The following is a 26199-nucleotide window of genomic DNA, read 5'->3' as shown; positions in this document are numbered from 1 at the left end:
TCGGGTCGGGGCTGTGTCGCGTGGGACGGGGCGGTCAGAGCTGTTCGAGGTAGCGGTGCACGAGCATGACGGCCATGGCGCCCTCGCCCACGGCGGACGCGACGCGCTTGGCGGACTCCGAGCGCACGTCGCCGGCGGCGAACACGCCGGGCACGGACGTCTCGAGGTGGTACGGCGGGCGGTCGAGCGTCCACCCGGCGGGCGGGGCGCCGTCGCGCAGCAGGTCGGGCCCGGCGAGGACGTACCCGCGCGGGTCGCGCGCGACGACGCCGTCGAGCCAGTCGGTGCGGGGTGCGGCGCCGATGAACACGAACGCCCACCCGCACTCGACGCGCGTGGTCCCGCCGGTGTCGAGGTCGTGCAGCTCGAGGTGCTCCAGGTGGCCGTCCCCCGACGCGGAGACGACCTCCGTGCGGGTCAGGACGCGCACCCGCGGGTGGGCCTCGACCTGCTCGACGAGGTAGGACGACATCGAGCGGGCGAGGGAGTCGCCGCGGATCACGAGCGTGACCCGCTTGGCCTCGCGGGCCAGGTAGAGCGCCGCCTGCCCCGCGGAGTTCGCGCCGCCGACGACGTACACCTCCTGGTCGTGGCAGGCCGAGGCCTCCGTGAGCGCCGACCCGTAGAACACGCCGCGCCCCACGAGGTCGCCGAGCCCGGGGCCGTCGAGCAGCCGGTAGGACACGCCCGAGGCGAGGATGACGGTGTGCGCGTCGATCGACGTGCCGTCGGGGAAGCGCACGCTGCGTGCCGGGCCGTCGACGTCGAGCTCGACCGCGTCGCGCGTCGTGACGATCTCCGCACCGAACCGCACGGCCTGGCGCCGCGCGCGCTCGGCGAGCTGCGCGCCGGAGATCCCGTCGGGGAAGCCGAGGTAGTTGTCGATGCGCGAGCTCTGCCCGGCCTGCCCGCCCGTGGCCGTGCGCTCGACGAGCACCGTCCGCAGCCCCTCGGACGCCCCGTAGAGCGCGGCGCTCAGGCCGGCGGGGCCGCCGCCGACGACGACGAGGTCGTAGAAGTCGGCCGCGGGCCGCGTGGCGAGCCCGACGCGCTCGGCGAGCGTCGCGTCGTCGGGCGCGACGAGCGCCTCGCCCTCCGGCGTCACCACGAGGGGGAGGGCCTCGCCGTCGGTCTGCGCGGCGGTGAGCAACCGCGCGCCCTCGGCGGACTCCGACGGGTACCAGCGGTAGGGCACGCGGTTGCGCGCGAGGAACTCGCGCACCTGCGACGACCGCGCCGACCACCGGTGCCCGACGACGACCGTCTCGGCCGGCCGGCGTCGGTCGGTGGCGGACCACGCCTCGAGCTGGGCGTCCACGACGGGGTAGAGCTTCTCCTCGGGCGGGTCCCACGGCTTGAGCAGGTAGTAGTCGAGGTCGACGACGTTGATCGCCTCGATCGCGGCCTCGGTGTCCGCGTAGGCGGTGAGCAGCACGCGGCGGGCGGCGGGGAAGAGGTCCATCGCCTGCTCGAGGAGCTCGACGCCGGTCATGCCGGGCATGCGGTGGTCGGCGAGCACGACGGCGACGTCCTCGCCCCGCAGCGCGAGCTCGCGCAGCGCGTCGAGCGTCTCGGCTCCCGACTCGGCGCGCACGATGCGGTACCGGTCGCCGTAGCGGCGGCGCAGGTCGCGCGCGACCGCGCGCGAGACCCCGGGGTCGTCGTCCACGGTGACGATGGCGGGGCGGGTCGTCGCGACGGTCGGTTCCACACGGCCTCCTCGGGAGCCACGGACGGGCGAGTGCCATCCTCTCGCCGCGGTGCCCGCGCGTCCACGGCGGCGTGGCGCAGGTCACTCTTGACGATCGCCGTCGCTGCGCTAGGTTAGGCAAGGCAAACCTCAGGTTGTCCCGCTGCGATCCGTGGCGGTCCTCTCCCCGTACTTGGAGCCTCGCATGCTCTCAGCACGATCCGTCGCGCCCGCGCACGGTACCTCGACCGCCCCGGCCCTGCTCACGGGCGCGACCGCGGGCGACTACGCGAGCACCCTGCACGCCGTCGTCGACGACGTCGCGGCGCGCGCGGCCGCGGTCACCCAGCCCTGGTCGGGCGCGAGCCGCGCCCACCTCGCGGAGCTCGTCGACGCGGTCGACCTCGACGCCCCGGGCCTCGGCACCGACGCCGCGCTGCGCGAGGCAGCCGACCTCTACGCGACCCACGCCGTGTGGTTCCACGACCCCGCGTACGCCGCCCACCTCAACTGCCCGGTCGCGCTGCCCGCCGTCGGCGCCGAGGCGATGCTCGCGGCGATCAACACGTCCGTCGACACGTTCGACCAGTCGACGGTGGCGACCCTCATGGAGCGCCGCGTCGTCGCGTGGACCGCGCGCCGGGTCGGGTACGCCGCCGGCGACGGCGTGCTCACCTCCGGAGGCACGCAGTCCAACCTGCACGCGCTCTTCCTCGCCCGGGAACGCGCCGTCGAGCGCGCGGCCCGCGCGGGCGGACCCGGGCGGTCGGCCGTGCTGCCGCGCCTGCGCGTCCTCGCGGCCGCGTCGAGCCACTTCAGCGTGGCCCGCTCGGCCCTCCTGCTCGGCCTGGCCGACGACGCCGTGGTCCACGTCGCGTCCGACGCCGACGGCCGCCTCGACCCCGTGGCGCTCGCGGCGGCGATCGGCGCGGTGCGCGCGGCGGGCGACCTCGTCATGGCGGTCGTCGCGACCGCGGGCACGACCGACCGCGGCTGCGTGGACCCCCTCGCGGCGGTCGCGGACGTGTGCGACGCGACGGACGTGTGGCTGCACGTCGACGCCGCGTACGGCTGCGGGCTGCTCGTGTCCCCGACGCGCCGGCACCTGCTCGACGGGATCGAGCGGTCGCGGTCGGTGACCGTCGACTACCACAAGGCCTTCTTCCAGCCCGTGTCCGCGAGCGCCCTGATCGTGCGCGACCGCGCCGACCTGGAACGCGTCGCCCACCACGCGGACTACCTCAACCCGCGCGAGAACGCCGAGCCCAACCAGGTCGACGTGTCGCTCCAGACGACCCGGCGCTTCGACGCGCTCAAGCTCTGGGCGACGCTGCGCGCGCTCGGCCCCGACGGGATCGGTGCGATGGTCGACGCGGTGTGCGACCTCGCCCCGGCGGTGCACGCCGACCTCGCCCACGACCCCGACCTGCGCGTGCTCGGGCGCACCGACCTCTCCACGGTCCTGTTCCGCTACGAGCCGCCGGGCCTGTCCGCGGAGCACGCCGACCGGCTCGTCCCGCTCGTGCGGCGCGTGCTCTTCGAGTCGGGGCGCGCGATCGTCGCCAAGACCGTGCTCGACGGCGTCCCGTGCCTCAAGCTCACGCTCCTCAACCCGACGGTCACCCTCGCCGACGTGCGCCACATGCTCGACCTCGTGCGCACGACCGCGCAGGCGCTCGTCGAGCGCGACGCGCTGCTGGGCGACGAGGACGGCGACGACGCGCACGCCGCGGACCTGGTCGCCTCGCTCGCGACGGTCGGGGCGGTGGCCCGATGAGCGCCGCGACCGTGAGCCACGACCCGGTGAACCACGACGCCGCGAGCCACGACCCTGCCCGCGTGCGGGACGTCGTCGGGGTGGGCATCGGGCCGTTCAACCTCGGCCTCGCCGCGCTGTCCGCGCCGCTCGACGACGTCGACGCCGTCTTCCTCGACGCCGCGCCGGAGTTCCGCTGGCACCCCGGCATGATGATCGAGGGCGCGACGATCCAGGTCCCGTTCCTCGCGGACCTCGTCACCATGGCCGACCCCACGTCGCCGTACTCGTTCCTCGCGTTCCTCAAGGCCACGGGCCGGCTCTACCCGTTCTACATCCGCGAGTCGTTCTACCCGCTGCGCGCCGAGTACGACGCCTACTGCCGCTGGGTCGCGGCGCGGCTGACCTCGCTGCGCTGGTCGCGGCGCGTCGTCGCCGTCGAGCACGACGCGGTCGCCGACGCGTTCGTCGTGCGGGCCGAGGTCCTCGACGCGGACGGCGCCGTCACGGGTACCGAGGAGCACCGGGGTCGTCACCTCGTGCTCGGCGTCGGCACCGCCCCGGTGCTGCCGCCCGCGCTGCGGGCGCTCGCGGACGAGGTCGCGCGCGGCGAGCACCAGGGTGCCGGGCCGGTCGTGCACAGCGCCCAGTACCTGCCGCACCGCGACGCGCTCGCCGCCTCCGGGTCGGTCACGGTCGTCGGCAGCGGCCAGTCGGCCGCCGAGGTGTACCGCGACCTGCTCGACGGCGTGCACGGCGGCGCGCACGGCCCCGGGTACCGGCTGGACTGGGTGACGCGCTCGCCGCGCTTCTTCCCCATGGAGTACACCAAGCTCACGCTCGAGATGACGTCGCCGGAGTACACCGACCACTTCCACGCGTTGCCGCTCGAGCTGCGCCAGCTCCTCGGTCGCGAGCAGCGCGGCCTGTACAAGGGGATCAGCGGCGACCTCGTGGACGAGATCTACGACGCCCTGTACCGGCTGAGCCTGGACCACCCGGTGCCGACGACGCTGCTCACGGACACCGAGGTCGTGGCCGCGCGCTACGAGCCGGGGGCCGGTGCGGCGGGGGAGTACGTGCTGCGCCTGCGCCACGCCCAGCTCGGCGTCGAGGTCGAGCGCCGCACGCGCGCGCTCGTCGCCGCGACGGGCTACGCCGCGGCGGTGCCCGCGTTCCTCGACCCCGTGCGCCACCTGCTCCGGTTCGACGAGCTCGGGCGGTTCGACGTCGCGCGCGACTACACGGTCGACGACGCGCGCCGCGTGCACGTGCTCAACGGCGAGGAGCACACGCACGGCATCACCGCGCCGGACCTCGGGTTCGCCGCGTGGCGCAACGCCGTGGTGCTGCGCACCGTCACGGGGCGCGAGGTGTACCCGGTGGAGGAGCGCATCGCCTTCCAGACGTTCGGCCTGCCCGACGACGCGGCCACGTCTGCCGCCACGCACCCTGCGGGCGTGCCCCTGCCCGCCGGCGAGCGCGCAGGAGGGGAGGCCCGATGAGCACGGTGACCACCACCCCGCCGCCGTCCGCGGTCCCGACGGGCGACGGCGCCCCGGCCGCGACCCCGGACCCCGCGTTCGCGGTGCGGGTCCGCCTCGGCGCGGGCCGAGCGGACGTCTCGCTCGACGCCGTCGACCCGGCGCGCGACGCCGCGCTCGTGCAGGGCTGGCTCGCCCACCCGCGCTCGGCGTTCTGGCAGCTCGGCCACCTCGACGTGGACGGCGTGCGCACCTACCTCGCCGAGGTCGCCGCCGACCCGCACCAGGACGCGTGGCTCGGGCGCGTCGACGGCGAGCCCGCGTTCCTCGCCGAGACCTACGACCCGGCGCGCGTCACGCTCGCCGACGTCCCCGCCGCCGTCGCGCTCCTCGAGCCGGGCGACGTGGGGATGCACCTGCTCGTCGCGCCGCCCGCGGGACCCGCGCGCAGCGGGTTCACGTCCGCGGTGATGGGCGCCGTCGTGCGGTTCTGCCTCGACCCCGCCGGGCGCGGGGGGCGGCGCGTCGTCGTCGAGCCGGACGTGCGCAACGCCGCGATCGCGGCGAAGAACGCCGCGGCCGGGTTCCGCGTGCTGCGCGAGCTCGAGCTGCCGGGCAAGACGGCGCACCTCGCGGTCGCGACCCGCGCCGACCTGGACGCGAGCCCGCTGGGCGACGGCGTGGACCTCGCCCCGCACCTGCGGCCCGACCTGGCCGACCGCGCGCACCGCCACCTCGTCGCCAAGGCGATCGCCGAGCTCACGCACGAGCGCCTGCTCGCGCCGCGCGCCGAGGTCGGGCCGGTCGAGGCGAACGGCCCCGGCGAGTACGTGCTGCCCGTCGCGGGCGGCGCCGTCGAGTACCGCTTCGTCGCACGCCGCTACGCGCTGGAGCACTGGGTGCTCGACGAGGCGTCGATCCGCCGCACCGCCGTGCCCCCGGGGCCGGTGGGCACGCCGCGCGACCTGCCCGTCGACGCGCTCGACCTCGTCGTCGAGCTCCAGCCCGACCTCCACATCCCCGACGACCTGCTCGCCACCTACCTCGAGGAGGTGTCGTCGACGCTCGCGAGCGCGACCGCCAAGACCGAGCGCTACGAGCGCACCGGCGGCCCGAGCGCCGTCGACCTGCTGGGCGCCTCCTTCCAGGAGGTCGAGGCCGCGATGACCGAGGGGCACCCGGGGTTCGTCGCCAACAACGGGCGCATCGGGTTCGGTCTCGCGGAGTACCGGGCGTACGCGCCCGAGAACGGCGGGCGCGTGCGCCTCGTGTGGCTCGCCGCACGGCGCGCGCACACGCACCTCGCGCTGGGAGCGGGGCTCGACGAGGAGACGCACTACGGGGCCGAGCTCACGCCCGACGAGCGCGCCGCGTTCGCCGACCGGCTCGCCGCGCGCGGCCTCGACCCGGCCGACTACCTCTACCTGCCCGTGCACCCGTGGCAGTGGGAGCACCGCGTCCCCATCACGTTCGCCGCCGACGTCGCGCGCGGCGATCTCGTCCCGGTCGGCCAGGGAGCCGACGAGTACCAGCCGCAGCAGTCGATCCGGACGCTGTTCAACCTCACCCGGCCCCGCCGCCACTACGTCAAGGTCGCGCTCGCGATCCAGAACATGGGGTTCCTGCGCGGGCTGTCGCCCGCCTACATGCGCGACACCCCGGCGATCAACGACTGGGTGGCCGACCTCGTCGCCGCCGACCCGGAGCTCGGCGGGCGTGGCTTCACCGTGCTGCGCGAGCTCGCCTCGATCGGGTACACCGGCGACGTCTACCACCGCACCACGACCCCGTCCGCGCACCGCAAGATGCTCGCCGCGCTGTGGCGCGAGAGCCCCGTGCCGCGCACCGCACCCGGGGAGCGCCTGGCCACCATGGCCTCGCTCCTGCACCGCGACCCCGACGGCGCCGCCCACGCGACCGCGCTCGTGCGGGCCTCCGGGCTCGACCCCGCCGACTGGGTGCGCGCCTACCTCGACGCCTACCTGCGGCCCCTCGCCCACGCCCTGCTCGCGCACGACCTCGCGTTCATGCCGCACGGGGAGAACCTCATCCTCGTCCTGCGCGACCACGTCGTCGTCCGCGCGGTCATGAAGGACGTCGGCGAGGAGGTCGCCGTCCTCGGGGACGCGCCGCTCCCGCCCGGGGTCGAGCGCGTGCGCGCCGTCGTCGACGACGAGGAGAAGGCGCTCGCGGTCTTCACCGACGTCTACGACGGCGTCCTGCGCCACCTCGCCGCGATCCTCGCCGGGGACGGGGTGCTGCCCGAGGACCGGTTCTGGCGCCTCGTCACCGAGTGCCTCGACGCCCACCGCGCCGACCACCCGGACCTGCGCAGCGGCGTCGACCTGCGCGCACCCCGGTTCGCGCACTCGTGCCTCAACCGGCTCCAGCTGCGCAACACGCTCCAGATGGTCGACCTCGCCGACCAGTCCGCGTCCCTCCTGTACGCGGGCACCCTCGCCAACCCCGCCGCACGGGACGCCTGACGTGGGCGCTCCGGGGGTGCCGGTCGTCCCGCCCGGCGGGTTCACCGTGCACCGCGACGCCTGGGGCGTGCCGCACCTGCGCGCCGCCGACGAGCTCTCCCTCGCGCGCGGCCAGGGGTACGTCACCGCGCTCGACCGCGGTTGGCAGATCGAGGTCGACCGGTGGCGCGCCGAGAGCCGTCTCGCCGAGCGCCTCGGCGAGCCCGGCCTCGCCTGGGACCGGTTCGCCCACCGCGTGCGCCTCGCCGACACCGCGCGCCGCGCCTACGCGGCGCTCGGGGACGACGACCGCGCCTGGGTCGACGCGTACACCGCGGGCGTCAACGAGGGCCTGGCGCGGGGGCGCGACGTGCCTGAGCTGCACGCGCTCGCCGACCCGGGACGGCCCGGCGGGGGCGACCTGCCGCCGCACGAGCCGTGGCCCGAGTGGGCGCCGCTCGGCGTGTTCCTCGTCGCGCACGTCCTCTTCTCCGGCTTCCCGCACGTGCTGTGGCGCGACCACGTCGCCCGCACGCTCGGGTCCGCCGTCGCACGGTCGCGGCCCGACGTGCCGCTCACCGACGTGCTCGACCTGCTCGCCGTGGACGGCGGCCCCGGCTCGGGGTCGAACGCGTGGCGCTCGCGGGCGGGCGAACCCGGAGCGGGGCGCCGCTCCTCGCGGGCGACCCGCACCGCCTGCTCGAGCTGCCTGGGGTCTACCAGCAGGTGCGGCTCGCGTGCGACGACTTCGACGTCGTGGGTCTCGCGTTCCCGGGCGTGCCCGGGCTCCCGCACTTCGGCCACGCCGGGGCCGCGGCCTGGGGCGTGACGAACGCGATGGCGCACCACGTCGACGTCGTCGCCGAGCGGCTGCGACGGACCGCCGACGGCGGGGTGGAGTCGCTCGGGCCGGACGGGCCGGAGCGCGCGGACGTCGTCGTCGCGACCGTGCGCGTGCGCGCCGCCGGCGGGCCCGTGGAGCACCGGGTGGAGACGGTCGAGACGGCGCGCGGCGTCGTCGTGACCGGCGGCCCGGACGAGCCCGACCGCACGTTCGCGGTCCGCCTGCCCGCGCGCGTCGACGCCGACCTCGGCGTCGCCGCGTGGCGGCGACTGTTGCGCGCCCGCTCGGCGCGCGACGTCACGGACGCGTTCGCGACGTGGGTCGACCCGGTGGACCGCGTCCTGGCGGCGGACCGGGACACGGTGCTGTCGGTCACCGCCGGCCGCGTGCCGCACCGGGACGTGGCGGACCGGACCCTGCCGCTGCCGGCGTGGTCCGACGCCGCGCGCGCCCGCCCCTGGGTCGTCCCGCCCGGTCCCGTGGTCGTGGAGGACGTCGCGGTCGACGCGAACGAGCGCCCCGCGCGCCCGGAGATCGACCTCGGCCACACCTACGCACCACCCCACCGCGCGCGGCGCATCCGCGCGCTGCTCGACGCGGCCGGTGGCGACGGGACGGCCGCGGACCAGTCGCGCGTGCACGCGGACACGCGGCTCGGCGCCGCGGACGAGCTGCTGCGCTGGCTCGACCAGACCGCGGGCTCCGGGCCCTCGGGCGAAGAGGCCGGTGGCGAGCGCACCCCCGGGGCCGTCGGTAGGTCCGCGGACGGGCGCGACCTCCGGTCGGTCCGGGCGGCCCACCGCCTGCGCGCGTGGGACCGCCGCATGGACTCCGACAGCGCCGACGCGGCCCTGTTCGCCGCGTGGCGCGCTGCGCTCGCGCGCCGGGTCGCCGCGCACCCGGCGCTCGCGCCCCTGCACGTGCCGCACGGGCTCGACCCGGTCTTCACCCCGTGGCTCTCGGTCACGGCGCGCGTCGCGGACGCCCTGCCAGCACTGCTCGGTGCTGACTGGCTGGGGATCGACGGTGCGGGCGAGGCGTGGGGCGCGCTGGGCGAGGTGGTCCGCGGGCTCGGGGACGCGGACGACCACGACACGAGAGACCCGAGGCCGACGGGGGCCGCGCCCGTGTGGGGCGACACCCACCGGGTGCTCGGCCTGCACGTGCTCCTGGACGTGCCGGGCGCCGCGGCGCCGCGCGTGCCGTCGCTGCCGCTCGCCGGGGACACGGACACCGTGCGCTGCACCGCGAGCGTGCCCGGGATCAGCGACGTGTGCGTGCGTGGGTCGGTCGCGCGGTGGGTGTGGGACCTGGACGACCGCGGCGCGAGCCGGTGGGGCGTGCCGTTCGGCGCGAGCGGGGACCCGCGCTCGCCACACTTCGCCGACCAGCTCGCCGCATGGGCCGACGCCGAGACCGTCCCGGTCGTGACCGACTGGACCCTGCTGCGCCACGAGGAGACCCGTTGACGACCCCCGCGAGGACCGCGACCCGCCCCGACGTGCCGACCGGACCGGGTGACGAGGCCGACCTCCCCGCGCCCGCTGCCGACGTCGCTCCCCTCGCAAGCAGGCGGCTGCTGACGGGGGTGCCGGGCGAGCTCCTGGTGACGCACGAGGCCCCGTCCGGTGGCCGGCTGACGCTGCGCGTGCTCGACCCCGTTGCCGACCTCGACGTGCTGCACGACTGGGTGACCCGGCCGTGGGCGCGCTTCTGGGGGCTCGCGGAGCTGTCCCGGGCGGAGCTGCGCGACCTGTACGCGTACGTCGGCTCGCTGCCCACGCACCACGCGTTCCTCGTGCGGTGGGACGACGCGCCCGTGGCGCTGCTCCAGACGTACGAGCCGGAGCACGACCCGGTCGGCGAGGCGTACCCGGTGCGGCCGGGCGACGTCGGCGCGCACTTCCTGCTCGGGGCGCGCGGGCCCCGGGGCGTGGACCTGTGGGGCGCGGTCGGCCCGCTGCTCGTCGCGTTCTGCTTCGCCGACGCGCGCGTGGACCGCGTCGTCGTCGAGCCGGACGCGGCGAACGCGCGCGCCCACGCCCGGATGCGCGCGCTCGGCTTCGAGGTCGCCGACCGCGTGCGCGTGGGGGAGAAGGACGCGGTGCTGGCGTTCCTCACCCGCGAGCGCGCGCGCGACCTCCTCGCCGCTGCCGCGGCGGTGACGCGCGACTGACGCACGCCCTGGCTTCAGCGGGGACCGGCGCGGGCCTCAGCGGGGGCCGGCGACGGCGTGCCCGGCGTCGCGCAGCGCGCGCGTCGCCGGGTCGAGGCGCGCCTCGGGCACGAGCACGAGGTCGGCGTGGAACGTGGACGCGACGAAGACGGGGATGCCCGCCTCGGCGAGCGGGCCGACGACGGACGCGAGGACGCCCGTCGTCTCCAGCCCGTGGGCCGAGCCGTAGAACCCGGCCCACCGCTCGGCCTCGTCGAACGGCGACGCGTGCCGCACGACCGTGAGCCCCTCCGGGGCGCGCACGAGCGCCACCCACTCGTCGTCCTCGGGGAACGTGGCACCCGGGACGTGCCCGAGGAGGAAGCGGTCGGGGACGACGTGCAGGTCGAGCGAGGTCATGGGCGGCACCGTAGCCGCCCGCACCCACACGACGTCGGCTCCCAGCGGTCCCCGGGCGCGACACGCTCCGGGCGGGAGCAGCGGGTCAGCGGGCGAGGCGTTCGACGACCGCCCCGTACAGCCACGGGGCGGCGCTCGCGGCGGGCACGATCGCGCCGCGGGCGGGGCTGCCCGCCCAGGCGAGCAGGCCCGTGGTCAGGACGCGGTAGTCGCGCGTCGCGCGGACCCACGCCCGCTCGTAGGCCGCGGCGTCGTCGAGGTGGCGCACGACGGCGTCGGCCTGGGCGAGCCCGACGCGCACGCCCTCGCCCGTGAGCGCGTCGACGTACCCGGACGCGTCGCCGACGAGGCGCACGCGCCCGGCCGTGCGCCGTCGGGCCCGCTGACGCAGCGGCCCGGCCCCGCGCACGCGGCCCAGCACCGGTGCGCCGCGCAGGTGCTGCGCGAGCTCAGGAAAGGCGTCCAGCCCCGTGGTGGCACCGCTCCGGGGCCCGGAGCCCGTCTCCCGGCTCGCGGGGGCGCGATGGGTGAGCACGGCGACGCCGACGACGTCGGGACCCACCGGGGTCACGTACGCCTCGGCGTGCGGGGCCCAGTGCACCTCGACGAGGTCGCTCCAGGGGGCGACGGAGTAGTGGGTGCGCAGCCCGAACCGGGCGCGCCCGCGCGGCGTCGCATCGAGCCCGGTGAGGCGCCGGACGGTGGAGTGGAGACCGTCGCAGCCGAGCACCCAGCCGGCACGCACGACCGAGCGTGCCCCGCCCTCGGCGCGCGCGGCGTCGAGCGCGACCTCCACCCCGCGCTCGTCCTGGTGCAGCGCGCGCAGGGTCGCGTGCTCGATCGTCACGCCCTCCGCGAGCGCGCGTTGGCGCAGCGCCGCGTGCAGGGCGGTGCGCCGCACGCCGCGTCCCGGCCCGGCGGCGAACGGGTGGTCGGCGTGGCGCTCGGCGTCGCGGTAGCTGATGCCCGCGAGCCGGTGCCCGGGCGGGTCGACGCCGAGGTCGAGCACCGCGGCGAGCGCGCCGGGCAGCAGCCCCTCGCCGCACGCCTTGTCGATGACGCCCGCGCGGCGGTCGACCACGACGACGTCGTACCCGGCCCGGCGGGCGTGCAGCGCGGCGGCGAGCCCGACGGGCCCGCCGCCGACGACGAGCACGTCGGTGCGCGCGACGGTCACGACGACGCCGGGCGGGGCCCGCCCGCGGTGGCGAGCGCGAGCGCGCGCTCCTCGGCGGGGATGCGGAACCGCGCCAGGAGCACGGCGTTGAGGACGGTGAAGGCGAGCGCCGTGACCCAGCACGAGTGCACCAGGGGGAGGGCGACGCCCTCGACGACGACCGCGACGTAGTTGGGGTGGCGCAGCCACCGGTACGGGCCCCGCGCCACGAGCGGGAGCCCGGGCACGACGATGACGCGCGTGTTCCACCGTGGGCCGAGCGTCGCGATGCACCACCAGCGCAGGCCCTGGCTCGCGAGCACGAGGACGAGCATGGGCCAGCCCAGCCAGGGCAGGAACGGCCGGTCGGCGAGCCACGCCTCGGCCACGCACGCGACGAGCAGGCCGGTGTGCAGGGCGACCATGGCGGGGAAGTGCCCCCGGCCCGACTCGACGCCGCCGCGCGCGAAGGACCAGCGGGCGTTGCGCGCGGACACGACCAGCTCCGCGAGCCGCTCGACGGCGGTGGCGCCGACGAGCACGACGTACCAGGCGAGGCTCATCCGCGTGCCCCCGACCGCGGCGCCCCGCGACCGTCGAGGCGCAGGAGCACGAGCTCGGTGCTGACCCCGGGGCCGAAGGCCATGAGGACGGCGGGCGTGCCGGACGGCGTGCGGTCGCGTCCGAGCGTCGCGGCGAGCACGTGCAGCACGGACGCGGACGACAGGTTCCCGACCTCGCGCAGCGAGGCACGGCTCAGCGCGAGGTCCTCCTCCGCCAGCCCCAGCGCGTCGCGCACGGCGTCCAGGACGCGCGGGCCGCCCGCGTGCACGACCCAGGCGCCGACGTCGGCCGGCTCGAGGTCGTGCTCGGCGAGGAGCGCCTTGACGTCCCCGAGCAGGTGCGCCCCGATGAGCTCCGGCAGGCGCGCGGACAGCACGATCTCGAACCCCGTGTCGCCCACGCGCCACCCCAGGTCGCCCGTCGTGCCCGGGTGCAGGTGCGAGCGGGAGTCGACGACGCGCGCCCCGCGCGCCCGCCCGCCGTCGCGCGCGGCCCGCCCGTACGGGCCGGGGCGCCGCGCGAGCGGGTGCTCGTCGCCCACGAGGACGGCCGCGGCCGCGCCGTCGCCGAACAGGCCCGACGCGACGAGGTTCGCCGTCGAGGGGTCGCCGCGCTGCAGCGTGAGGGAGCACAGCTCGACCGCGACGAGGAGCGCGACGTCGCGCGGCCGCCCGCGCAGCAGGTCGTCCGCGCGGGCGAGCCCCGCCGCGCCCCCGGCGCAGCCCCACCCGAACGACGGGGTGCGTCGCACGTCGGTGCGCAGGCCGAGCCGGGCGGCCACGAGGACGTCGAGCGTGGGCGCGCCGACGCCCGTGACGGTCGTCAGGACGACGTGGTCCACCTCGTCCGCGCCCAGCCCCGCGTCGTCGAGCGCGGCCCGGCAGGCGCGCTCCGCGAGGTCGGTGCCGAGAGCGAGGAACGTGTCGTTGGCCGAGCCGAACGACAGCCCGCCGTAGTCCTCGATCGGCAGCGCGAGGTGACGGGTCTCCACGCCCGCGTGGGCGTGCAGGCGGCGCGTGAGCGCACGGCGCACCGGGTCGTCGGTGAGCAGCTCGCTCGTGACCCGGGAGATCTCGTCCTGGCGGTACGCATGGTCGGGAAGCGAGGTCCCGACGGCGACGACGCGCGACATGCCCGCATCGTCCCACCGGCCCGGTCGGCCCGCGCGGGGGAGGGGGCCGATGGCGGACACGGCTCCGGTGCCGGGCGCGGGGCCCGCCGGCGGGCTAGGTTGCCGCCATGGTGACCGGTCGCCCGCGGGGGCTCGTGCGGGGGCTCGTCGTCGCGAGCCACTTCCCGCCGACCGTGATGGTCACCGCGTTCGCGCTCGCGCTCTCGGCCGGGATCGGTGCCGGCGCTCGCACGACGACGCTCGTCGCGCTCGCGGTCCTCGCCGGCCAGCTCTCGGTCGGGTGGAGCAACGACTGGCTCGACGCGCGCCGCGACCTCGCGGTCGGGCGCGCCGACAAGCCCGTCGTGACCGGTCTCGTCACGCCCGCGGCCCTGCGCACGGCGGCGCTCGTGGCCCTCGGCGCGTGCGTGGTGCTCTCGCTCGCGACGGGCGTGGTGCCGGGGCTGGTGCACGTCGTCGCGGTCGCGAGCGCGTGGTCCTACAACGCGCTGCTCAAGGCGACGTGGTGGTCGTGGGCCCCGTACGCGCTCTCCTTCGGCCTGCTGGCGGTGTTCGTCGTGCTCGCCGCGCCCGGGGACGGCCGGCCCGCGCCGTGGGCGGTGGGGGCCGCGGCGCTGCTGGGCGTGGGCGCGCACGTCGCGAACACGCTGCCGGACCTCGAGGACGACGCCGCGACCGGGGTGCGGGGCCTGCCGCACCGGCTCGGGCGGCGCGCGAGCAGCGTGCTCGCCCCCGTGCTGCTCGGCGTCGCCGCGGTGCTCGTCGTGCTCGCTCCGCCCGGTGCGCCGGACGCCGCGCGCGCGGCCCTGGGCGGGGCCGCCGTCGGGCTCGCGGTCGCCGCCGGGGTCGTGGGCGTGGTGCGACCGCGCAGCCGCGCCCCGTTCGCGCTGTCGATGGCGGTGGCGGGCGTGTGCGTCGTGCTGCTCGTGCTCGCGGCGCCCGCCGTCGTCCTCCCGGGCTGAGCGGGCGGCGGAGGAGCCGGCCGGCGCGAGCCCGGGACGCGGGTCAGCGCGTGAGGTGGACGGACGCCTCGGCGGTGTAGGTCTGGAACGTGAGCGAGGCGAGCAGGTAGAGGCGCACCTCGTCGGCGGTGTGGTCGAGGTAGCCGATGGACACGTCCTGCCCGATCGTCAGCTCGTGGTCCCCGCCGCGCGTGGTGAGCAGGTAGCCGCCGCGCAGCGCGGGCGCCCACACGATGTCGCGCTGCACCATGCGCTCGAGCTGCTCGCGGATCGGGTACCCGTGGTCGCGGGTCTCGGACACCGCGGTGTACAGGTCGGCGTCGAGCACGAGCGCGTACGGGCCCTCCACGCCCGCGAGCCGCAGCTCGGTCTGCGCGGCGGCGACGGCGTCCGGCAGGTCGCGCGGGTCGGTGGGGACCGCGATCGGGGGGTTGTCCGACCCGGGACCGATGCCGCGGATCCCGGCGGCCGCGTACCCCTCGAACACGGCGCGGTCCTCGGCGCGTGCGAGCGCGGTGGCCGCGTCCTTGACGGGCTGCCAGTCCGAGTCCTTGGAGCCTCGCGCGACGTCGTCGACCGCCTGCCGGGACACCGTGAACGGCACCTGGAGCTCGACGAGCGGCACGACGTCGCGCAGGCGCGCCCGGATGCCGTCGTGCGGCGCCTCGACGTCGGTGACGTGGCCCGTGCGGGCGGACGCCGTGCCGAAGCCGAGCGGGCCCGTCACGTCGACCACGCGCCGCCCGGCGACGTTGCGCACGAACGTGCGCCGCGCCTCGTCGGCGATCTCCTCCCACGCCGCGTCGGTGACGGGCGCGAGCCAGCGGTGCAGGTTCGAGTCCCCGGGCGCGCCGGCGCCGCTCGTGGGGACGACCGAGCCCAGGTCCGGTTCCGAGGTGCTCACGACGGCTCTCCCTTCAGCGACCCGATCGCGAGCGAACCGACGGGCGCGGTGGTGGCGGGTGCGGGGGGTGCGGCGGGTTCCGCGGTCGCGGGACCCGGGTCGGCGGGCGTGTCCTGGCCGAGGTCGTCCGGGGCGTCGTCGGCCAGGGACTCGAGCAGGTCGAGCGAGGGGACGAAGAACGACGTCCCCGTCAGCGCCGTGGACACGTCGAGGATGTGGTCGTACCGGCCCGGCGGGTTCCCCACGAACATGTTGTCCAGCATGCGCTCCACGACGCCGACGTCCGCGGCGTACGCGATGTAGTAGGTGCCGAACTCGCCCGTGGACGGGTCGCCGAACGCCATGTTGTCGCGCAGGACGTCGCGCTCGGTGCCGTCGTCGTCGACGATCGTGTTGAGCGAGACGTGCGAGTCCGGGGGCTGCACGTCGTCCGCTAGCTCGACGTCGTCGAGCTTGGTCCGCCCGATGATGCGCTCCTGCGCCTCGACGGGCAGCGCGCCCCACGCCGCGAGGTCGTGCACGTACCTCTGCACCACGACGTGGCTCCCGCCCGCGAAGGGCCCGTCCGCGATGATCGCGGCGCCTGCGGCCGACCGTCCCGTCGGGTTCTCGGTGCCGTCGACGAAGCCGAGCAGGTCGCGCGAGTCGAAGTAGCGGAAGCCCGTCACGTGGTCGTCGACGCGCACCGCGTCGCCGAGCGCGGCCATGACCTGCCGGGTCAGCTCGAACGTGAGGTCGGCCCGGTCGGCGCGGACGTGGAACAGCACGTCGCCGGGGGTGGACGGCGCGTCGTGCACGGCGCCCTGCACGGCCCGGAACGGGTGGAGCCCCTCGGGCCGCGGCGCCCCGGGCGGGCGCACCGCGTCCCAGAACGCCGCGCCCAGGCCGACGACGCACGTCAGCCCCGCGGCCGACTGGCGGAACCCGACCGCGCGCACGAGGTCGTTCACCGACGCCGCGACGTCCAGCAGGCGGGCACGCGACCCGGGCGATCCCGTGGCGCTGACGACGAGGAACACCGCGGACTCGGTGAGCCCGCCCAGCACGGGCTGCGGCTCGGGCACGTCGGCCGGCACGGCGATGCTCGCGCCGGTCCCCTGGGTCGTGTTCTGCGGCACGAGGCGAGCGTGCCACGCGTGCCCGGGGAGCGCACCCGCGCCGCGACCTCACCCCGCGGCGCGCACCAGACCGTCGACGACGGCCGCCGCACCGGGGGAGGGCCGCTCCCCGTACGTGACCGCGAGCACCCGGCGCGCCGCCCCGGGCAGGGCGTCCGTCCGCACCCGGGGGTCGCGGTGGGCGCGCAGCGCCAGGGCCGGCAGGAGCGAGACCCCGACCCCGGCCGCCACGAGGGACTGGACCGCGACGTAGTCGTCCGTCTCGAACGCGACCCGTGGGGTGAAGCCCGCCCGCTCGCACCGGCCCACCAGGTCGGCGCGGCACCGCTCGCAGCCCGCGATCCACGCCGCCTCCGCCAGCGGGGCGAGGTCGTCGAGCACGGGGTCCGCACCCGGCGCGCTCCCGCCCCCGCCCGTGGGTGCCGCGTCGACCGCCGCCCGCACGAGGAACAGCTCCTCGGCGAGCACCGGCACCGCGCGCAGACCCTCCACGTCCACGGGGGAGCGGTCGTGCTCGAACACCAGCGCCACGTCCGTCGCGCCGCGCCGCAACGCGTCCAGCGCCTCCGGCGGCTCCGCCTCCACGAGCCCCACGCCCAGGCCCGGATGGTCCCGCGCGAGCCGAGCCACGACGTCGGGCACCAGCGTCGCCAGCGCCGACGGGAACGCCGCCAGGCGCACCCGGCCTGCCGAGAGCGACACCAGCGCGTCCAGCTCGTCGCGAGCCGCGCCCACGCGCCCCAGGATCTCCTCCGCCCGCGCGGCGAGGAGCCGCCCGGCCGCCGTCAGACGCACCCCGCGCCCGTGCCGCTCCAGCAGCGGCACGCCCACCTCCGCCTCCAGCCGCGCCAGGTGGTGGCTCACCGACGGCTGCGCATAGTGCAGCGACCGCGCCGCCGCCGTCACCGACCCCTCGCGCGCCACGGCCGCCAGCACACGCAGCCGCGTCAGGTCCATCTCGACTTCCTCACCGACGAAGCATAGGTCCGATCGATCGATCCACTCAGAACAGGCATTGGACCTATGGGACGGCGCGCGGCACCGTGGACGCATGGCCCCCGCCGACCTCGCCCCGCCCACGATGCGCGACGTCCTCGACGCCCGCCGCCTCCTCGCCGCACACCTCGACCCCACCCCGACGCGCACCTACGCCGCCCTCGACCACGCCACCCGCGCCCACGTCGTCGTCAAGCACGAGAACCTCCAGCCCACCGGCGCGTTCAAGCTCCGCGGCGCCCTCAACCTCCTCCAGCGCCTCACGCCCGACGAACGCGCCCGCGGCGTCACCGCGTTCTCCACCGGCAACCACGCACAGGCCGTCGCCTACGCCGCCCGCACCGCCGCCGCCCCCTGCACCATCGTCATGCCCACGAGCCCCAACCCCACCAAGGCCGACGCCGTCCGCGACCTCGGCGCCCGCCTCGTCCTCGCCGGCAGCACCTTCGACGACGCGCGCGAGCACGCCACGGCGCTCGCGGCCGACGACGGGTCCCGGCTCGTCAGCGCCGCCAACGAGCCGCTCCTCGTCGCCGGCGTCGCGACCGCGTACCTCGAGCTCCTCGAACGCGCACCGGACCTCGACGTGCTCGTCGTGCCCGTCGGCGGGGGCAGCGGCGCCGCGGCCGCATGCCTCGTCGCCCACGCGCTCGCACCCGACCTCGACGTGGTCGCCGTCCAGTCCGCCGCCTCGCCGGCCGCGCACGACTCCTGGCGCGCCCGAGACCTCCTCGCGCGGCCCAACACCTCGCGGGCCGAGGGGCTGGCGACCGGCACCGGCTTCGCCCTCACCCAGGCGATGCTGCGCGAGCACCTCGCCGACTTCGTCCTCGTCGACGACGACGCGATCGACCGCGCCGCGGCGCTCTACCTCACCGCCGCGCACACGGTCGCCGAGGGCGCGGGCGCCACGGCGCTCGCGGCCGTGCTCGCCGACCCGGAGCGGTTCGCCGGCCGTCGGGTCGGCGTCGTGTGCTCGGGCGGCAACGCGAGCCCGGCGGAGCTGCGCCGGGTGGCCGCGCACCTGCCGGGGTAGCTCGGGTCGTGTCGCGGTCGCGGACACGGCACGCCGGGCACGAGCGCCGGGCCCGCGCGGGGGACGGGCCTAGGCTCGGGACATGGCCCGCTACCTCGACGTGCATCCCGACAACCCGCAGCCGCGCGCGATCGCGCAGGTCGTCGCCCTCCTCGAGGACGGTGGGCTCGTCGCCTACCCGACGGACTCCGGCTACGCCCTGGGCTGCCGCATGGACGACCGCGAGGGCGCCGACCGCATCCGCCGGATCCGGCACCTCGACGACCGGCACCACTTCACGCTCGTGTGCGCGGACTTCGCGCAGCTCGGCCACTTCGTCATGGTCGACAACTCCGCGTTCCGCTCCATCAAGGCCGCCACGCCCGGCCCGTACACGTTCATCCTGCGCGCGACGTCCGAGGTGCCGCGGCGCCTCGCCCACCCCAAGAAGAAGACCGTCGGTGTGCGCATCCCCGACGACACGGTCGCCCAGGCCATCGTGGCCGCGCTCGGCGAGCCGATCCTGTCGAGCTCGCTCATCCTCCCGGGATCGACGGAGGCGCTCACCGACGGGTGGGCGATCAAGGAGGAGCTCGACCACGTCGTCGACGCCGTCGTCGACGGCGGCGAGCGGGGGAGCGAGCCGACGACGGTCGTGGACTTCTCCGACGGCGCCCCCGAGGTCGTCCGCACGGGCGCGGGCGACCCCTCCCGCTTCGAGTAGGGGAGGCCGCACGCGGGCGGGCGGCCCGCGTCAGGCCTCTGGGCCGACGAGGCGGCGCAGGCGGGCGAGGTCGATCGGGTCGACGAGCGTGCCGCGCTCCTCGCGCACCCACCAGTCGCCCGAGCGCCGCCGCTCGTCGCGCGTCGTGTACCGGTAGCGGAAGACGCGGGCCCGCACCCACCGCGGAGCCGGGCGGGCGGGGTCGTCCGCGAACGGGTCCGCGGCGAGCAGGCGCAGGGTGGGGCGGTCGGCCTCCAGGAGCCGGAGCAGCAGCACCTCGAACCACCGTGTGCCCGGCGACCCGAGCGCGAGGAACCACATCTGCCAGTCGAGCCGCAGGTGGTACGGCGCGACCTGCGGCGGTCGCCGGTGGACCTCGCCCGGCTTGCCGCGGAACGCGTACTCGACCCAGTCGTCCGGCCCGGGCGAACGGGCAGTCGATCCCTCGATCACGACCTCGTCCCGCCGCCGGGACACGGAGCCGAACGCCCCGTACGCGTTGACGAGCCGGAACGGCTCGAAGCTCGCGTTCATGAGCTGCCGACGCGCGACCAGGTTGCGCGCCGGGCGCACGCTCAGCGCGAGCAGCAGCGCCGACACCCCCAGCACCGCCACGACCAGGGCGGCCGGGCCGCCCAGGTCCGCCCCGCCGTCGGGCACCCGCTCGCCGCTCCCGAGCGCCGGCACCAGCCACGACCCCACCGCCGCCCACGCGCCGTCGCTCACCACCCCCAGCCCGAGCACGACCGTCAGCCAGTTCAGCCACGCGAAGTTCCCCGTCACCAGCAGCCACGCCTGCGTGAGCACCACGACGCCTCCCGCGACGCTCGCCACCGGCTGCGGCGCGAACAGCGCGAACGGCACCACGAGCTGCGTCACGTGGTTGCCCGCCACCTCCACCCGGTGCCACCACCGCGGCAGGTGGTGCGCATGCCACGAGAACGGGCCGGGCAGCGGCTGCGTCTCGTGGTGGTAGTCCAGCGCCGTCAGGTCCCGCCAGACCCGGTCGCCGCGGATCTTGATGAGCCCCGCACCCAGCTCCACCCGGAACAGGCACCACCGGGCCGCCAGCAGCACCAGCACCGGGGGAGCGACGCCCCCGCCCGACGACCCCAGCCAGCCCACGAGGAACGTCACCTCGCACAGCAGCGACTCCCACCCGAACCCGTAGAACCGCTGCCCGACGTTCACCACCGACAGGTACGCCGCCCACAGCAGCAGGAACGCGAGCGTCGTCACCCACCACGGGCCCCGCTGCGGCACCCCCACCACGATCAGCCCCGCGAGCACGACGCCGCACCACGCCATCCCCACCACGAACCGGTCCGAGCACCACCGCCGCAGCACGCTCGGCCCGTCCCGCCACGACGTGCGCGCCACGAACACCCCCACCGGCAGCAGCCCGTGCTCGCCCAGCAGCGGCCGCCACTGCCGCACCACCACGACGAACGCCACCACCAGCACCGCCCCCGTGCCCCGCTGGAGCACCTCGCGCGCCACGTCGTAGTCCGGTGCCCAGAACCACGACCCCAGCCACGTCTCCGCGCGGCCGGGCCACCCGTCCGCCATCCCCCCACGGTAGGCGTGTGACCCGCGTCTCACCCGAGCGCGGCAGGCTCCCGCCGCCCTGCCCCGAGCGGGTCCCCGCCCCTACGATCGAGCCATGAGCAGCCAGGGCCTCACCCAGTCCACCGACCGCATGCGCGACGCCGGAGTCGCCCCCGCCGCCATCGACGTCTTCACCCGCTTCTACCGGCTCCTCGAGTCCGGCGCGACCGGCATGATCCCCGAGTCCGACGTCGAGCCCCTCACCGACGTCACCCGCCGCGACGCGCTCGACGTCCCCGACGACGCCGCGCGCGACGCCCTCCAGCGCACCGCGATCATCAAGCTCAACGGCGGCCTCGGCACCTCCATGGGCATGGACCGCGCCAAGTCCCTCCTCACCGTGCGCGACGCCGACCCGCAGCGCCCCGACAGCGGCCCCCTCACCTTCCTCGACGTCATCGTCGCCCAGGTCCGCGCCGCCCGGCACGCCACCGGAGCACCCCTGCCCCTGCTCCTCATGAACTCGTTCCGCACCCAGGACGACACCCTCACCGCGCTCGCCCCCCACGACGACCTCCCCGTCACCGGCCTCCCGCTCGACTTCCTCCAGAACCGCGAGCCCAAGCTCCGCGCCGACGACCTCACCCCCGTCGACTGGCCCGCCGACCCCGAGCTCGAGTGGTGCCCGCCCGGTCACGGCGACCTCTACACCGCCCTCTACGCCTCCGGCGCCCTCCGCGCCCTCCTCGACGCCGGCTACCGGTACGCCAGCGTCTCCAACTCCGACAACCTCGGCGCCGCACCCGACGCCGCCATGGCCGGCTGGTTCGCCGCCAGCGGCGCACCCTTCGCCGCCGAGGTCGCCCGTCGCACCCCCGCCGACCGCAAGGGCGGCCACCTCGTCGTGCGCCGCAGCGACGGACGCCTCGTCCTGCGCGAGACCGCGCAGACCCCGGCCGACGACCAGGACGCCGCCGCCGACATCAGCCGGCACCGGTACTTCAACACCAACAACCTCTGGTTCGACCTCGAGGCGCTCGCGGCCGAGCTCGACCGCACCGGCGGCGTGCTCGAGCTCCCGCTCATCAAGAACACCAAGACGGTCGACCCGACCGACCCGTCGTCGCCCGAGGTCGTGCAGATCGAGTCCGCCATGGGCGCCGCCGTCGAGGTGTTCGACGGCGCACTCGCCATCGAGGTCGGGCGCGACCGCTTCCTGCCGGTCAAGACCACGAACGACCTCCTGGTCCTGCGCTCCGACGTCTACGACCTCGACGACCGGTACCGGTTCGTCGCCCGGACCGACGCGCCGCTCGTCGACCTCGACCCGGCCTACTACAAGACCATCGCCGCGTTCGACGCCCGGTTCGACGACGGCACGCCCTCGCTGCGCGCGGCGCGCTCCCTCACGGTCCGCGGCGACTGGACCTTCGGCTCCGGCGTCACCGTCACCGGCGACGCCGAGCTCGCCGACCCGGGCGGCTCCTCGCGCGTCCCCGACGGCGCCGTCGTCGGCCCGGACGGGGTCAGCGACTGACCTGCCGACCAGGCGATCCCGGCCGGTCGAGCAGGCGATCCCGGCGCGTCCGGCGACCAGGACGAGCCGCGACCACCTGCTCGACGCTGGACGGTGACGGACGACCGGTCAGGCGGGGAGGTCGACGACGCGGTCGGTGCCTCGGAGCGCCGTCAGGGAGCCCGAGGTAGCGGCGGCGAGGTCGGCGTCGAACCGGGCCAGCTCGGCGGGCGGGACGAGGACGGTGAACTCCGCCTCGGCGCCGTAGGCGACGGCGTCGAGCGAGCCGTCGTGCTGGGCGGCCCAGTCGCGCAGGACGCCGTGGAGACGGCCGGCGTCGGCGTGGGGGACGTCGACGCGCACCTCGGTCAGGACCGCGCGGCGCACGGGCCGCGCCACGTCGAGCGCCTCGCTCACCGCGGAGGAGTACGCCCGGACGAGCCCGCCCGCGCCGAGCAGCACGCCGCCGAAGTAGCGCGTGACGACGGCGACGACGTCGGTGACCTGGCGGTGCCGCAGCACCTCGAGCATCGGGACGCCCGCGGTGCCGGACGGCTCGCCGTCGTCGGTGGAGCGCTGCTGGTCGGCGTGCGCGCCGACGACGAGCGCGACGCAGTGGTGCCGCGCGTCCCAGTGCTCCTTGCGGACGCGGGCGATCACGGCGTCCGCGTCGGCGACGGACGCGACGGGGGAGAGGTGCGTGAGGAACCGGGACTTCTTGACGACGAGCTCGTGGTCGACCGGTCCGGCGATCGTTCCCCACAGCTCACCGGTGCCCGTGCTCATCCCGCGAGCCTATCCGCGCACGGGCACGCGCCACGCCCTCGGCGAGCGGCGACCTGCCGCCGGAAGGGCGACGCACGGCCGCGGAGAACCACTCTCCGCGGCCGTGCGCCGTCGTCCCGCTGCGTGTGGCCCGGGTCGGGTCAGTCCGTGCCCGACTCCATGGCGGCCCGGTCGAGGAGCGCGTCGTCGCCCTCGGCCATGCCGCGCGACGCGATGACCTCGGCGCCGCCCTCGGGCATCGCGCCGATGAGCTCGGTCGTCGCCCCGGCGCCTGCCCCGATGAGCGCCGCGTGCGCGGTGCCGACGATGCCGATCCCGGCGTACTGCTCGAGCTTGGCGCGCGAGTCGGCGATGTCGAGGTTGCGCATGGTGAGCTGGCCGATCCGGTCCATCGGGCCGAACGCGGAGTCCTCGGTGCGCTCCATCGAGAGCTTGTCCGGGTGGTAGCTGAACGCGGGCCCGGTGGTGTCGAGGATCGAGTAGTCCTCGCCGCGGCGCAGGCGCAGCGTGACCTCGCCCGTGACGGCGGTGCTGACCCAGCGCTGGAGGGACTCGCGGATCATGAGCGCCTGCGGGTCGAGCCAGCGGCCCTCGTACATGAGGCGGCCCAGGCGGCGGCCCTCGGTGTGGTACTGCGCGAGGGTGTCCTCGTTGTGGATCGCGTTGACGAGGCGCTCGTACGCGGCGTGCAGGAGCGCCATGCCGGGTGCCTCGTAGATGCCGCGGCTCTTGGCCTCGATGATGCGGTTCTCGATCTGGTCCGACATGCCGAGACCGTGGCGGCCGCCGATCGCGTTGGCCTCGTTCACCAGGTCGACGGCGGACTCGAACTCGTGCCCGTTGATCGTGACGGGACGGCCCTGGACGAAGCCGATCGTCACGTCCTCGGTCGCGATCTCGACCGACGGGTCCCAGAACCGCACACCCATGATGGGCTCGACGGTCTCGATGCCGGTGTCGAGGTGCTCGAGCGTCTTGGCCTCGTGGGTCGCGCCCCAGATGTTGGCGTCCGTCGAGTAGGCCTTCTCGGTGCTGTCGCGGTAGGGGAGGTCGTGGGCGAGCAGCCACTCCGACATCTCCTTGCGGCCCCCGAGCTCGGCGACGAAGTCGGCGTCGAGCCACGGCTTGTAGATGCGCAGGGCCGGGTTCGCGAGCAGGCCGTAGCGGTAGAACCGCTCGATGTCGTTCCCCTTGAAGGTGGATCCGTCGCCCCAGATCTGCACGTCGTCCTCGTGCATGGCGCGCACCAGCAGGGTGCCGGTGACGGCCCGGCCCAGGGGAGTGGTGTTGAAGTACGCGCGCCCGCCGGAGCGGATGTGGAACGCACCGCACGCCAGGGCCGCGAGGCCCTCCTCGACGAGCGCCGCGCGGCAGTCGACCAGGCGCGCGACCTCGGCGCCGTACGCGGTGGCGCGTCCCGGCACCGACGCGATGTCGGGCTCGTCGTACTGGCCGATGTCGGCGGTGTAGGTGCAGGGCACGGCGCCCTTGTCGCGCATCCAGGCGACGGCGACGGACGTGTCGAGGCCGCCGGAGAACGCGATCCCGACGCGCTCGCCGACGGGGAGGGAGGTGAGAACCTTGGACATGGTCAAAGTATGCGCGATTCTGCATAGGTATTCAATCTCGCGCGATGGAGCAGGTCTCTGCGAGTCCCTCTCGGCGTGTGATGGTGGTAATAGTGTGCCAAGCGGGTAGGTTCGCCTCGTGACCACCGACGCCACCGTCCCACCCGCCGACCGCCCCGACGAGACGGCTGCTGCCCCCGCAGCCTCGCCGTCTCGGTACCCCCGGCCGACGGTCTCGCTCGACGAGGCCGAGTGGGTGTGGCGGACGCTCGCCACCGAGGCGATGGTGGAGTCGGCGAAGCCCGAGACCGTGCGGCTCGCCGTGATCGCGGGGCTCACGCGCGCGACGGGCGCCCGGTACGGCGACCTCCTGCGCTGCACCGCGGACGCGATCGACCTCGGTCCCGCGACGGCACGCGCGGGGGAGGGGAGGGTCGTCCTCACGCACGGCAAGCACCGCACGGTCCGCGAGCACGTGCTCAGCGCGAGCGTCGTCGTGGTGCTGCGGCGCTGGATGGCCGTGCGGGAGGTGCTCGCGGCGGACCTCGAGGGATCGGTGCCGCGCGCGCTGCTGCTCACGGTGCACCACACGCACGACAACGGCGTCACGGTGTCGAGCGGCCTGCCCATCACGAAGCAGGGGCTCGTACTCTCGTGGCGGCGGTTCGTGCACCGGACGAACGCCCGCTACGGCGCCGTGCGGGCGCCGCTGCCGACGCGCTTCGAGCAGGTCCGGCGGGCGTGGGTCGAGGCGTCAGCTCCCGCCGGCAGAGGGATCGTCGCGGGCCCCGGGCTCGGCGACGACGCCGGGCGGGACGCCCTCCTCGCCGCCGAGCTCCTGGAACAGGGTGACGTGGAGGCCGGCGGGGGCGTCGAGGCGTGAGTTGAGCGAACCCCACGGGGTGCGGGTCGGGGGAGCGACGAGCTCCGCCCCGGCCTCGACCGCGCGGCCGGTGGCGACCCGCGCGTCGTCGACCTCGAACGCGACCCGCAGGTGCCCGGCGACCTGGCGCCCGACCTCCACGTCGTCGATCGCCCGCTTGTGGGCCGGGTTCGCGATCTCGAGCGTCGCGTGCCCGACGTCGAGGATCGCCACCCGGTCGTCCTCGCCGTCGGCGTACGCGATGCGCTCGGGGAGGCCCAGGACGTCGCGGTAGAAGGCGAGGGCGGCGTCGTAGTCGTCGGCCTCCACGACGAGGCGGAGCTGGCGGACGGCGGGCCGCTGAGGAGTGTTGTCGCTCATCCGGCGACCCTATGTCACATCCTGTAAAAATAGTGTGCCAAGCCTTCCTACCCACCCCGCCCTCCGTGCACGGCCTCACCAGACAGCACGGAAAAGCCGGCCGCACGCCGCGTCGGGTGGACGGTGGCGTGCGGCCGGCTCTGTGCTGCGGAG

General features: G+C 76.0%; 20 protein-coding genes and 1 pseudogene. 9 read left to right on the top strand and 12 right to left on the bottom strand.

The window, feature by feature from the left end; all coding sequences use genetic code 11:
- Nucleotides 1-34: 34 nt before the first annotated feature.
- Entirely contained in the window at nucleotides 35-1711 is a 1677-nt protein-coding gene (locus tag FB00_RS13050) for an FAD-dependent oxidoreductase (protein WP_047233355.1), read from the bottom strand.
- 184 nt (nucleotides 1712-1895) lie between these two features.
- Between FB00_RS13050 and FB00_RS13045 the strand changes: the two genes are divergently transcribed.
- The 5 genes and pseudogenes from FB00_RS13045 to FB00_RS13025 all read left to right on the top strand — a co-directional run bounded on the left by FB00_RS13045 (nucleotide 1896) and on the right by FB00_RS13025 (nucleotide 10415).
- Nucleotides 1896-3467, top strand: a complete 1572-nt coding sequence (locus tag FB00_RS13045; RefSeq protein ID WP_082141282.1) for a pyridoxal phosphate-dependent decarboxylase family protein — start codon at nucleotides 1896-1898, stop codon at nucleotides 3465-3467.
- Nucleotides 3464-4951, top strand: coding sequence for a lysine N(6)-hydroxylase/L-ornithine N(5)-oxygenase family protein (locus FB00_RS13040; RefSeq protein WP_052877653.1), 1488 nt, complete (start codon nucleotides 3464-3466; stop codon nucleotides 4949-4951). The genes FB00_RS13045 and FB00_RS13040 overlap by 4 nt, the downstream gene beginning before the upstream one ends.
- The gene (locus tag FB00_RS13035) at nucleotides 4948-7416 is read left to right on the top strand and encodes a GNAT family N-acetyltransferase (RefSeq protein WP_082141281.1); all 2469 of its coding nucleotides are present in this window, start codon (nucleotides 4948-4950) and stop codon (nucleotides 7414-7416) included. Before FB00_RS13040 ends, FB00_RS13035 begins: the two co-directional genes overlap by 4 nt.
- A gap of 1 nt (nucleotide 7417) precedes the next feature.
- A pseudogene (locus tag FB00_RS13030) lies at nucleotides 7418-9708 on the top strand (penicillin acylase family protein).
- A complete protein-coding gene (locus FB00_RS13025; RefSeq protein ID WP_231581841.1) occupies nucleotides 9705-10415 on the top strand; it encodes a GNAT family N-acetyltransferase in 711 nt (236 codons plus the stop codon). The pseudogene FB00_RS13030 and the gene FB00_RS13025 overlap by 4 nt, the downstream one beginning before the upstream one ends.
- Before the next feature lie 36 nt (nucleotides 10416-10451).
- Here FB00_RS13025 and FB00_RS13020 read toward each other — a convergent pair whose 3' ends face one another.
- The 4 genes from FB00_RS13020 to FB00_RS13005 all read right to left on the bottom strand — a co-directional run bounded on the left by FB00_RS13020 (nucleotide 10452) and on the right by FB00_RS13005 (nucleotide 13666).
- The gene (locus FB00_RS13020; protein WP_047233354.1) at nucleotides 10452-10814 is read right to left on the bottom strand and encodes an ACT domain-containing protein; all 363 of its coding nucleotides are present in this window, start codon (nucleotides 10812-10814) and stop codon (nucleotides 10452-10454) included.
- Nucleotides 10815-10899: 85 nt separating this feature from the next.
- Nucleotides 10900-11991: an NAD(P)/FAD-dependent oxidoreductase gene (locus tag FB00_RS13015; RefSeq protein ID WP_047233353.1), complete on the bottom strand. Its 1092-nt coding sequence runs from the start codon at nucleotides 11989-11991 to the stop codon at nucleotides 10900-10902.
- Nucleotides 11988-12533: an isoprenylcysteine carboxyl methyltransferase family protein gene (locus tag FB00_RS13010; protein ID WP_047233352.1), complete on the bottom strand. Its 546-nt coding sequence runs from the start codon at nucleotides 12531-12533 to the stop codon at nucleotides 11988-11990. The genes FB00_RS13015 and FB00_RS13010 overlap by 4 nt, the downstream gene beginning before the upstream one ends.
- Nucleotides 12530-13666 carry a type III polyketide synthase gene (locus FB00_RS13005; protein WP_047233351.1) on the bottom strand — a complete coding sequence of 379 codons (1137 nt, stop codon included), beginning with the start codon at nucleotides 13664-13666 and terminating at the stop codon, nucleotides 12530-12532. The genes FB00_RS13010 and FB00_RS13005 overlap by 4 nt, the downstream gene beginning before the upstream one ends.
- A gap of 107 nt (nucleotides 13667-13773) precedes the next feature.
- Here FB00_RS13005 and FB00_RS13000 point away from each other — a divergent pair, with 107 nt between their 5' ends.
- A complete protein-coding gene (locus FB00_RS13000) occupies nucleotides 13774-14628 on the top strand; it encodes a UbiA family prenyltransferase (protein WP_047233350.1) in 855 nt (284 codons plus the stop codon).
- Between the two features lie 43 nt (nucleotides 14629-14671).
- Here FB00_RS13000 and FB00_RS12995 read toward each other — a convergent pair whose 3' ends face one another.
- The 3 genes from FB00_RS12995 to FB00_RS12985 are packed head-to-tail and all read right to left on the bottom strand — an operon-like array spanning nucleotide 14672 to nucleotide 17607.
- Nucleotides 14672-15532 (bottom strand): family 1 encapsulin nanocompartment shell protein, encoded by an 861-nt coding sequence (locus tag FB00_RS12995; protein ID WP_231581840.1) that lies wholly within the window; start codon nucleotides 15530-15532, stop codon nucleotides 14672-14674.
- The gene (locus FB00_RS12990; RefSeq protein ID WP_231581839.1) at nucleotides 15529-16650 is read right to left on the bottom strand and encodes a Dyp-type peroxidase; all 1122 of its coding nucleotides are present in this window, start codon (nucleotides 16648-16650) and stop codon (nucleotides 15529-15531) included. The genes FB00_RS12995 and FB00_RS12990 overlap by 4 nt, the downstream gene beginning before the upstream one ends.
- Before the next feature lie 48 nt (nucleotides 16651-16698).
- Nucleotides 16699-17607 carry a LysR substrate-binding domain-containing protein gene (locus FB00_RS12985; RefSeq protein WP_047233349.1) on the bottom strand — a complete coding sequence of 303 codons (909 nt, stop codon included), beginning with the start codon at nucleotides 17605-17607 and terminating at the stop codon, nucleotides 16699-16701.
- A 94-nt stretch (nucleotides 17608-17701) separates the two neighbouring features.
- Here FB00_RS12985 and FB00_RS12980 point away from each other — a divergent pair, with 94 nt between their 5' ends.
- Both FB00_RS12980 and FB00_RS12975 read left to right on the top strand, forming a co-directional pair.
- Nucleotides 17702-18682, top strand: a complete 981-nt coding sequence (locus FB00_RS12980; RefSeq protein ID WP_047233348.1) for a threonine ammonia-lyase — start codon at nucleotides 17702-17704, stop codon at nucleotides 18680-18682.
- Between the two features lie 82 nt (nucleotides 18683-18764).
- The gene (locus FB00_RS12975) at nucleotides 18765-19385 is read left to right on the top strand and encodes an L-threonylcarbamoyladenylate synthase (RefSeq protein ID WP_047233347.1); all 621 of its coding nucleotides are present in this window, start codon (nucleotides 18765-18767) and stop codon (nucleotides 19383-19385) included.
- Between the two features lie 30 nt (nucleotides 19386-19415).
- Here FB00_RS12975 and FB00_RS12970 read toward each other — a convergent pair whose 3' ends face one another.
- Nucleotides 19416-20954: a lipase maturation factor family protein gene (locus tag FB00_RS12970; RefSeq protein ID WP_047233346.1), complete on the bottom strand. Its 1539-nt coding sequence runs from the start codon at nucleotides 20952-20954 to the stop codon at nucleotides 19416-19418.
- A 94-nt stretch (nucleotides 20955-21048) separates the two neighbouring features.
- Between FB00_RS12970 and FB00_RS12965 the strand changes: the two genes are divergently transcribed.
- Nucleotides 21049-22470, top strand: coding sequence for a UTP--glucose-1-phosphate uridylyltransferase (locus FB00_RS12965; RefSeq protein WP_047233345.1), 1422 nt, complete (start codon nucleotides 21049-21051; stop codon nucleotides 22468-22470).
- Between the two features lie 108 nt (nucleotides 22471-22578).
- Here FB00_RS12965 and FB00_RS12960 read toward each other — a convergent pair whose 3' ends face one another.
- The 3 genes from FB00_RS12960 to FB00_RS12945 form a co-directional block, all read right to left on the bottom strand.
- Nucleotides 22579-23235, bottom strand: a complete 657-nt coding sequence (locus FB00_RS12960; protein ID WP_047233344.1) for a YigZ family protein — start codon at nucleotides 23233-23235, stop codon at nucleotides 22579-22581.
- A 140-nt stretch (nucleotides 23236-23375) separates the two neighbouring features.
- Nucleotides 23376-24824 carry an argininosuccinate synthase gene (gene argG / locus FB00_RS12955; protein ID WP_047233343.1) on the bottom strand — a complete coding sequence of 483 codons (1449 nt, stop codon included), beginning with the start codon at nucleotides 24822-24824 and terminating at the stop codon, nucleotides 23376-23378.
- Between the two features lie 733 nt (nucleotides 24825-25557).
- On the bottom strand, nucleotides 25558-26046 hold the full coding sequence (locus FB00_RS12945) for a VOC family protein (RefSeq protein WP_082141279.1): 489 nt from the start codon (nucleotides 26044-26046) through the stop codon (nucleotides 25558-25560).
- Nucleotides 26047-26199 lie beyond the last annotated feature (153 nt).

The sequence above is a fragment of the Cellulosimicrobium funkei genome (assembly GCF_001019615.1).
In the GTDB taxonomy this organism is placed as follows: domain Bacteria; phylum Actinomycetota; class Actinomycetes; order Actinomycetales; family Cellulomonadaceae; genus Cellulosimicrobium; species Cellulosimicrobium cellulans_E.
The sequence above is the reverse complement of the archived record's forward strand: the minus strand, read 5'-3'. Positions and strand labels throughout refer to the sequence as shown.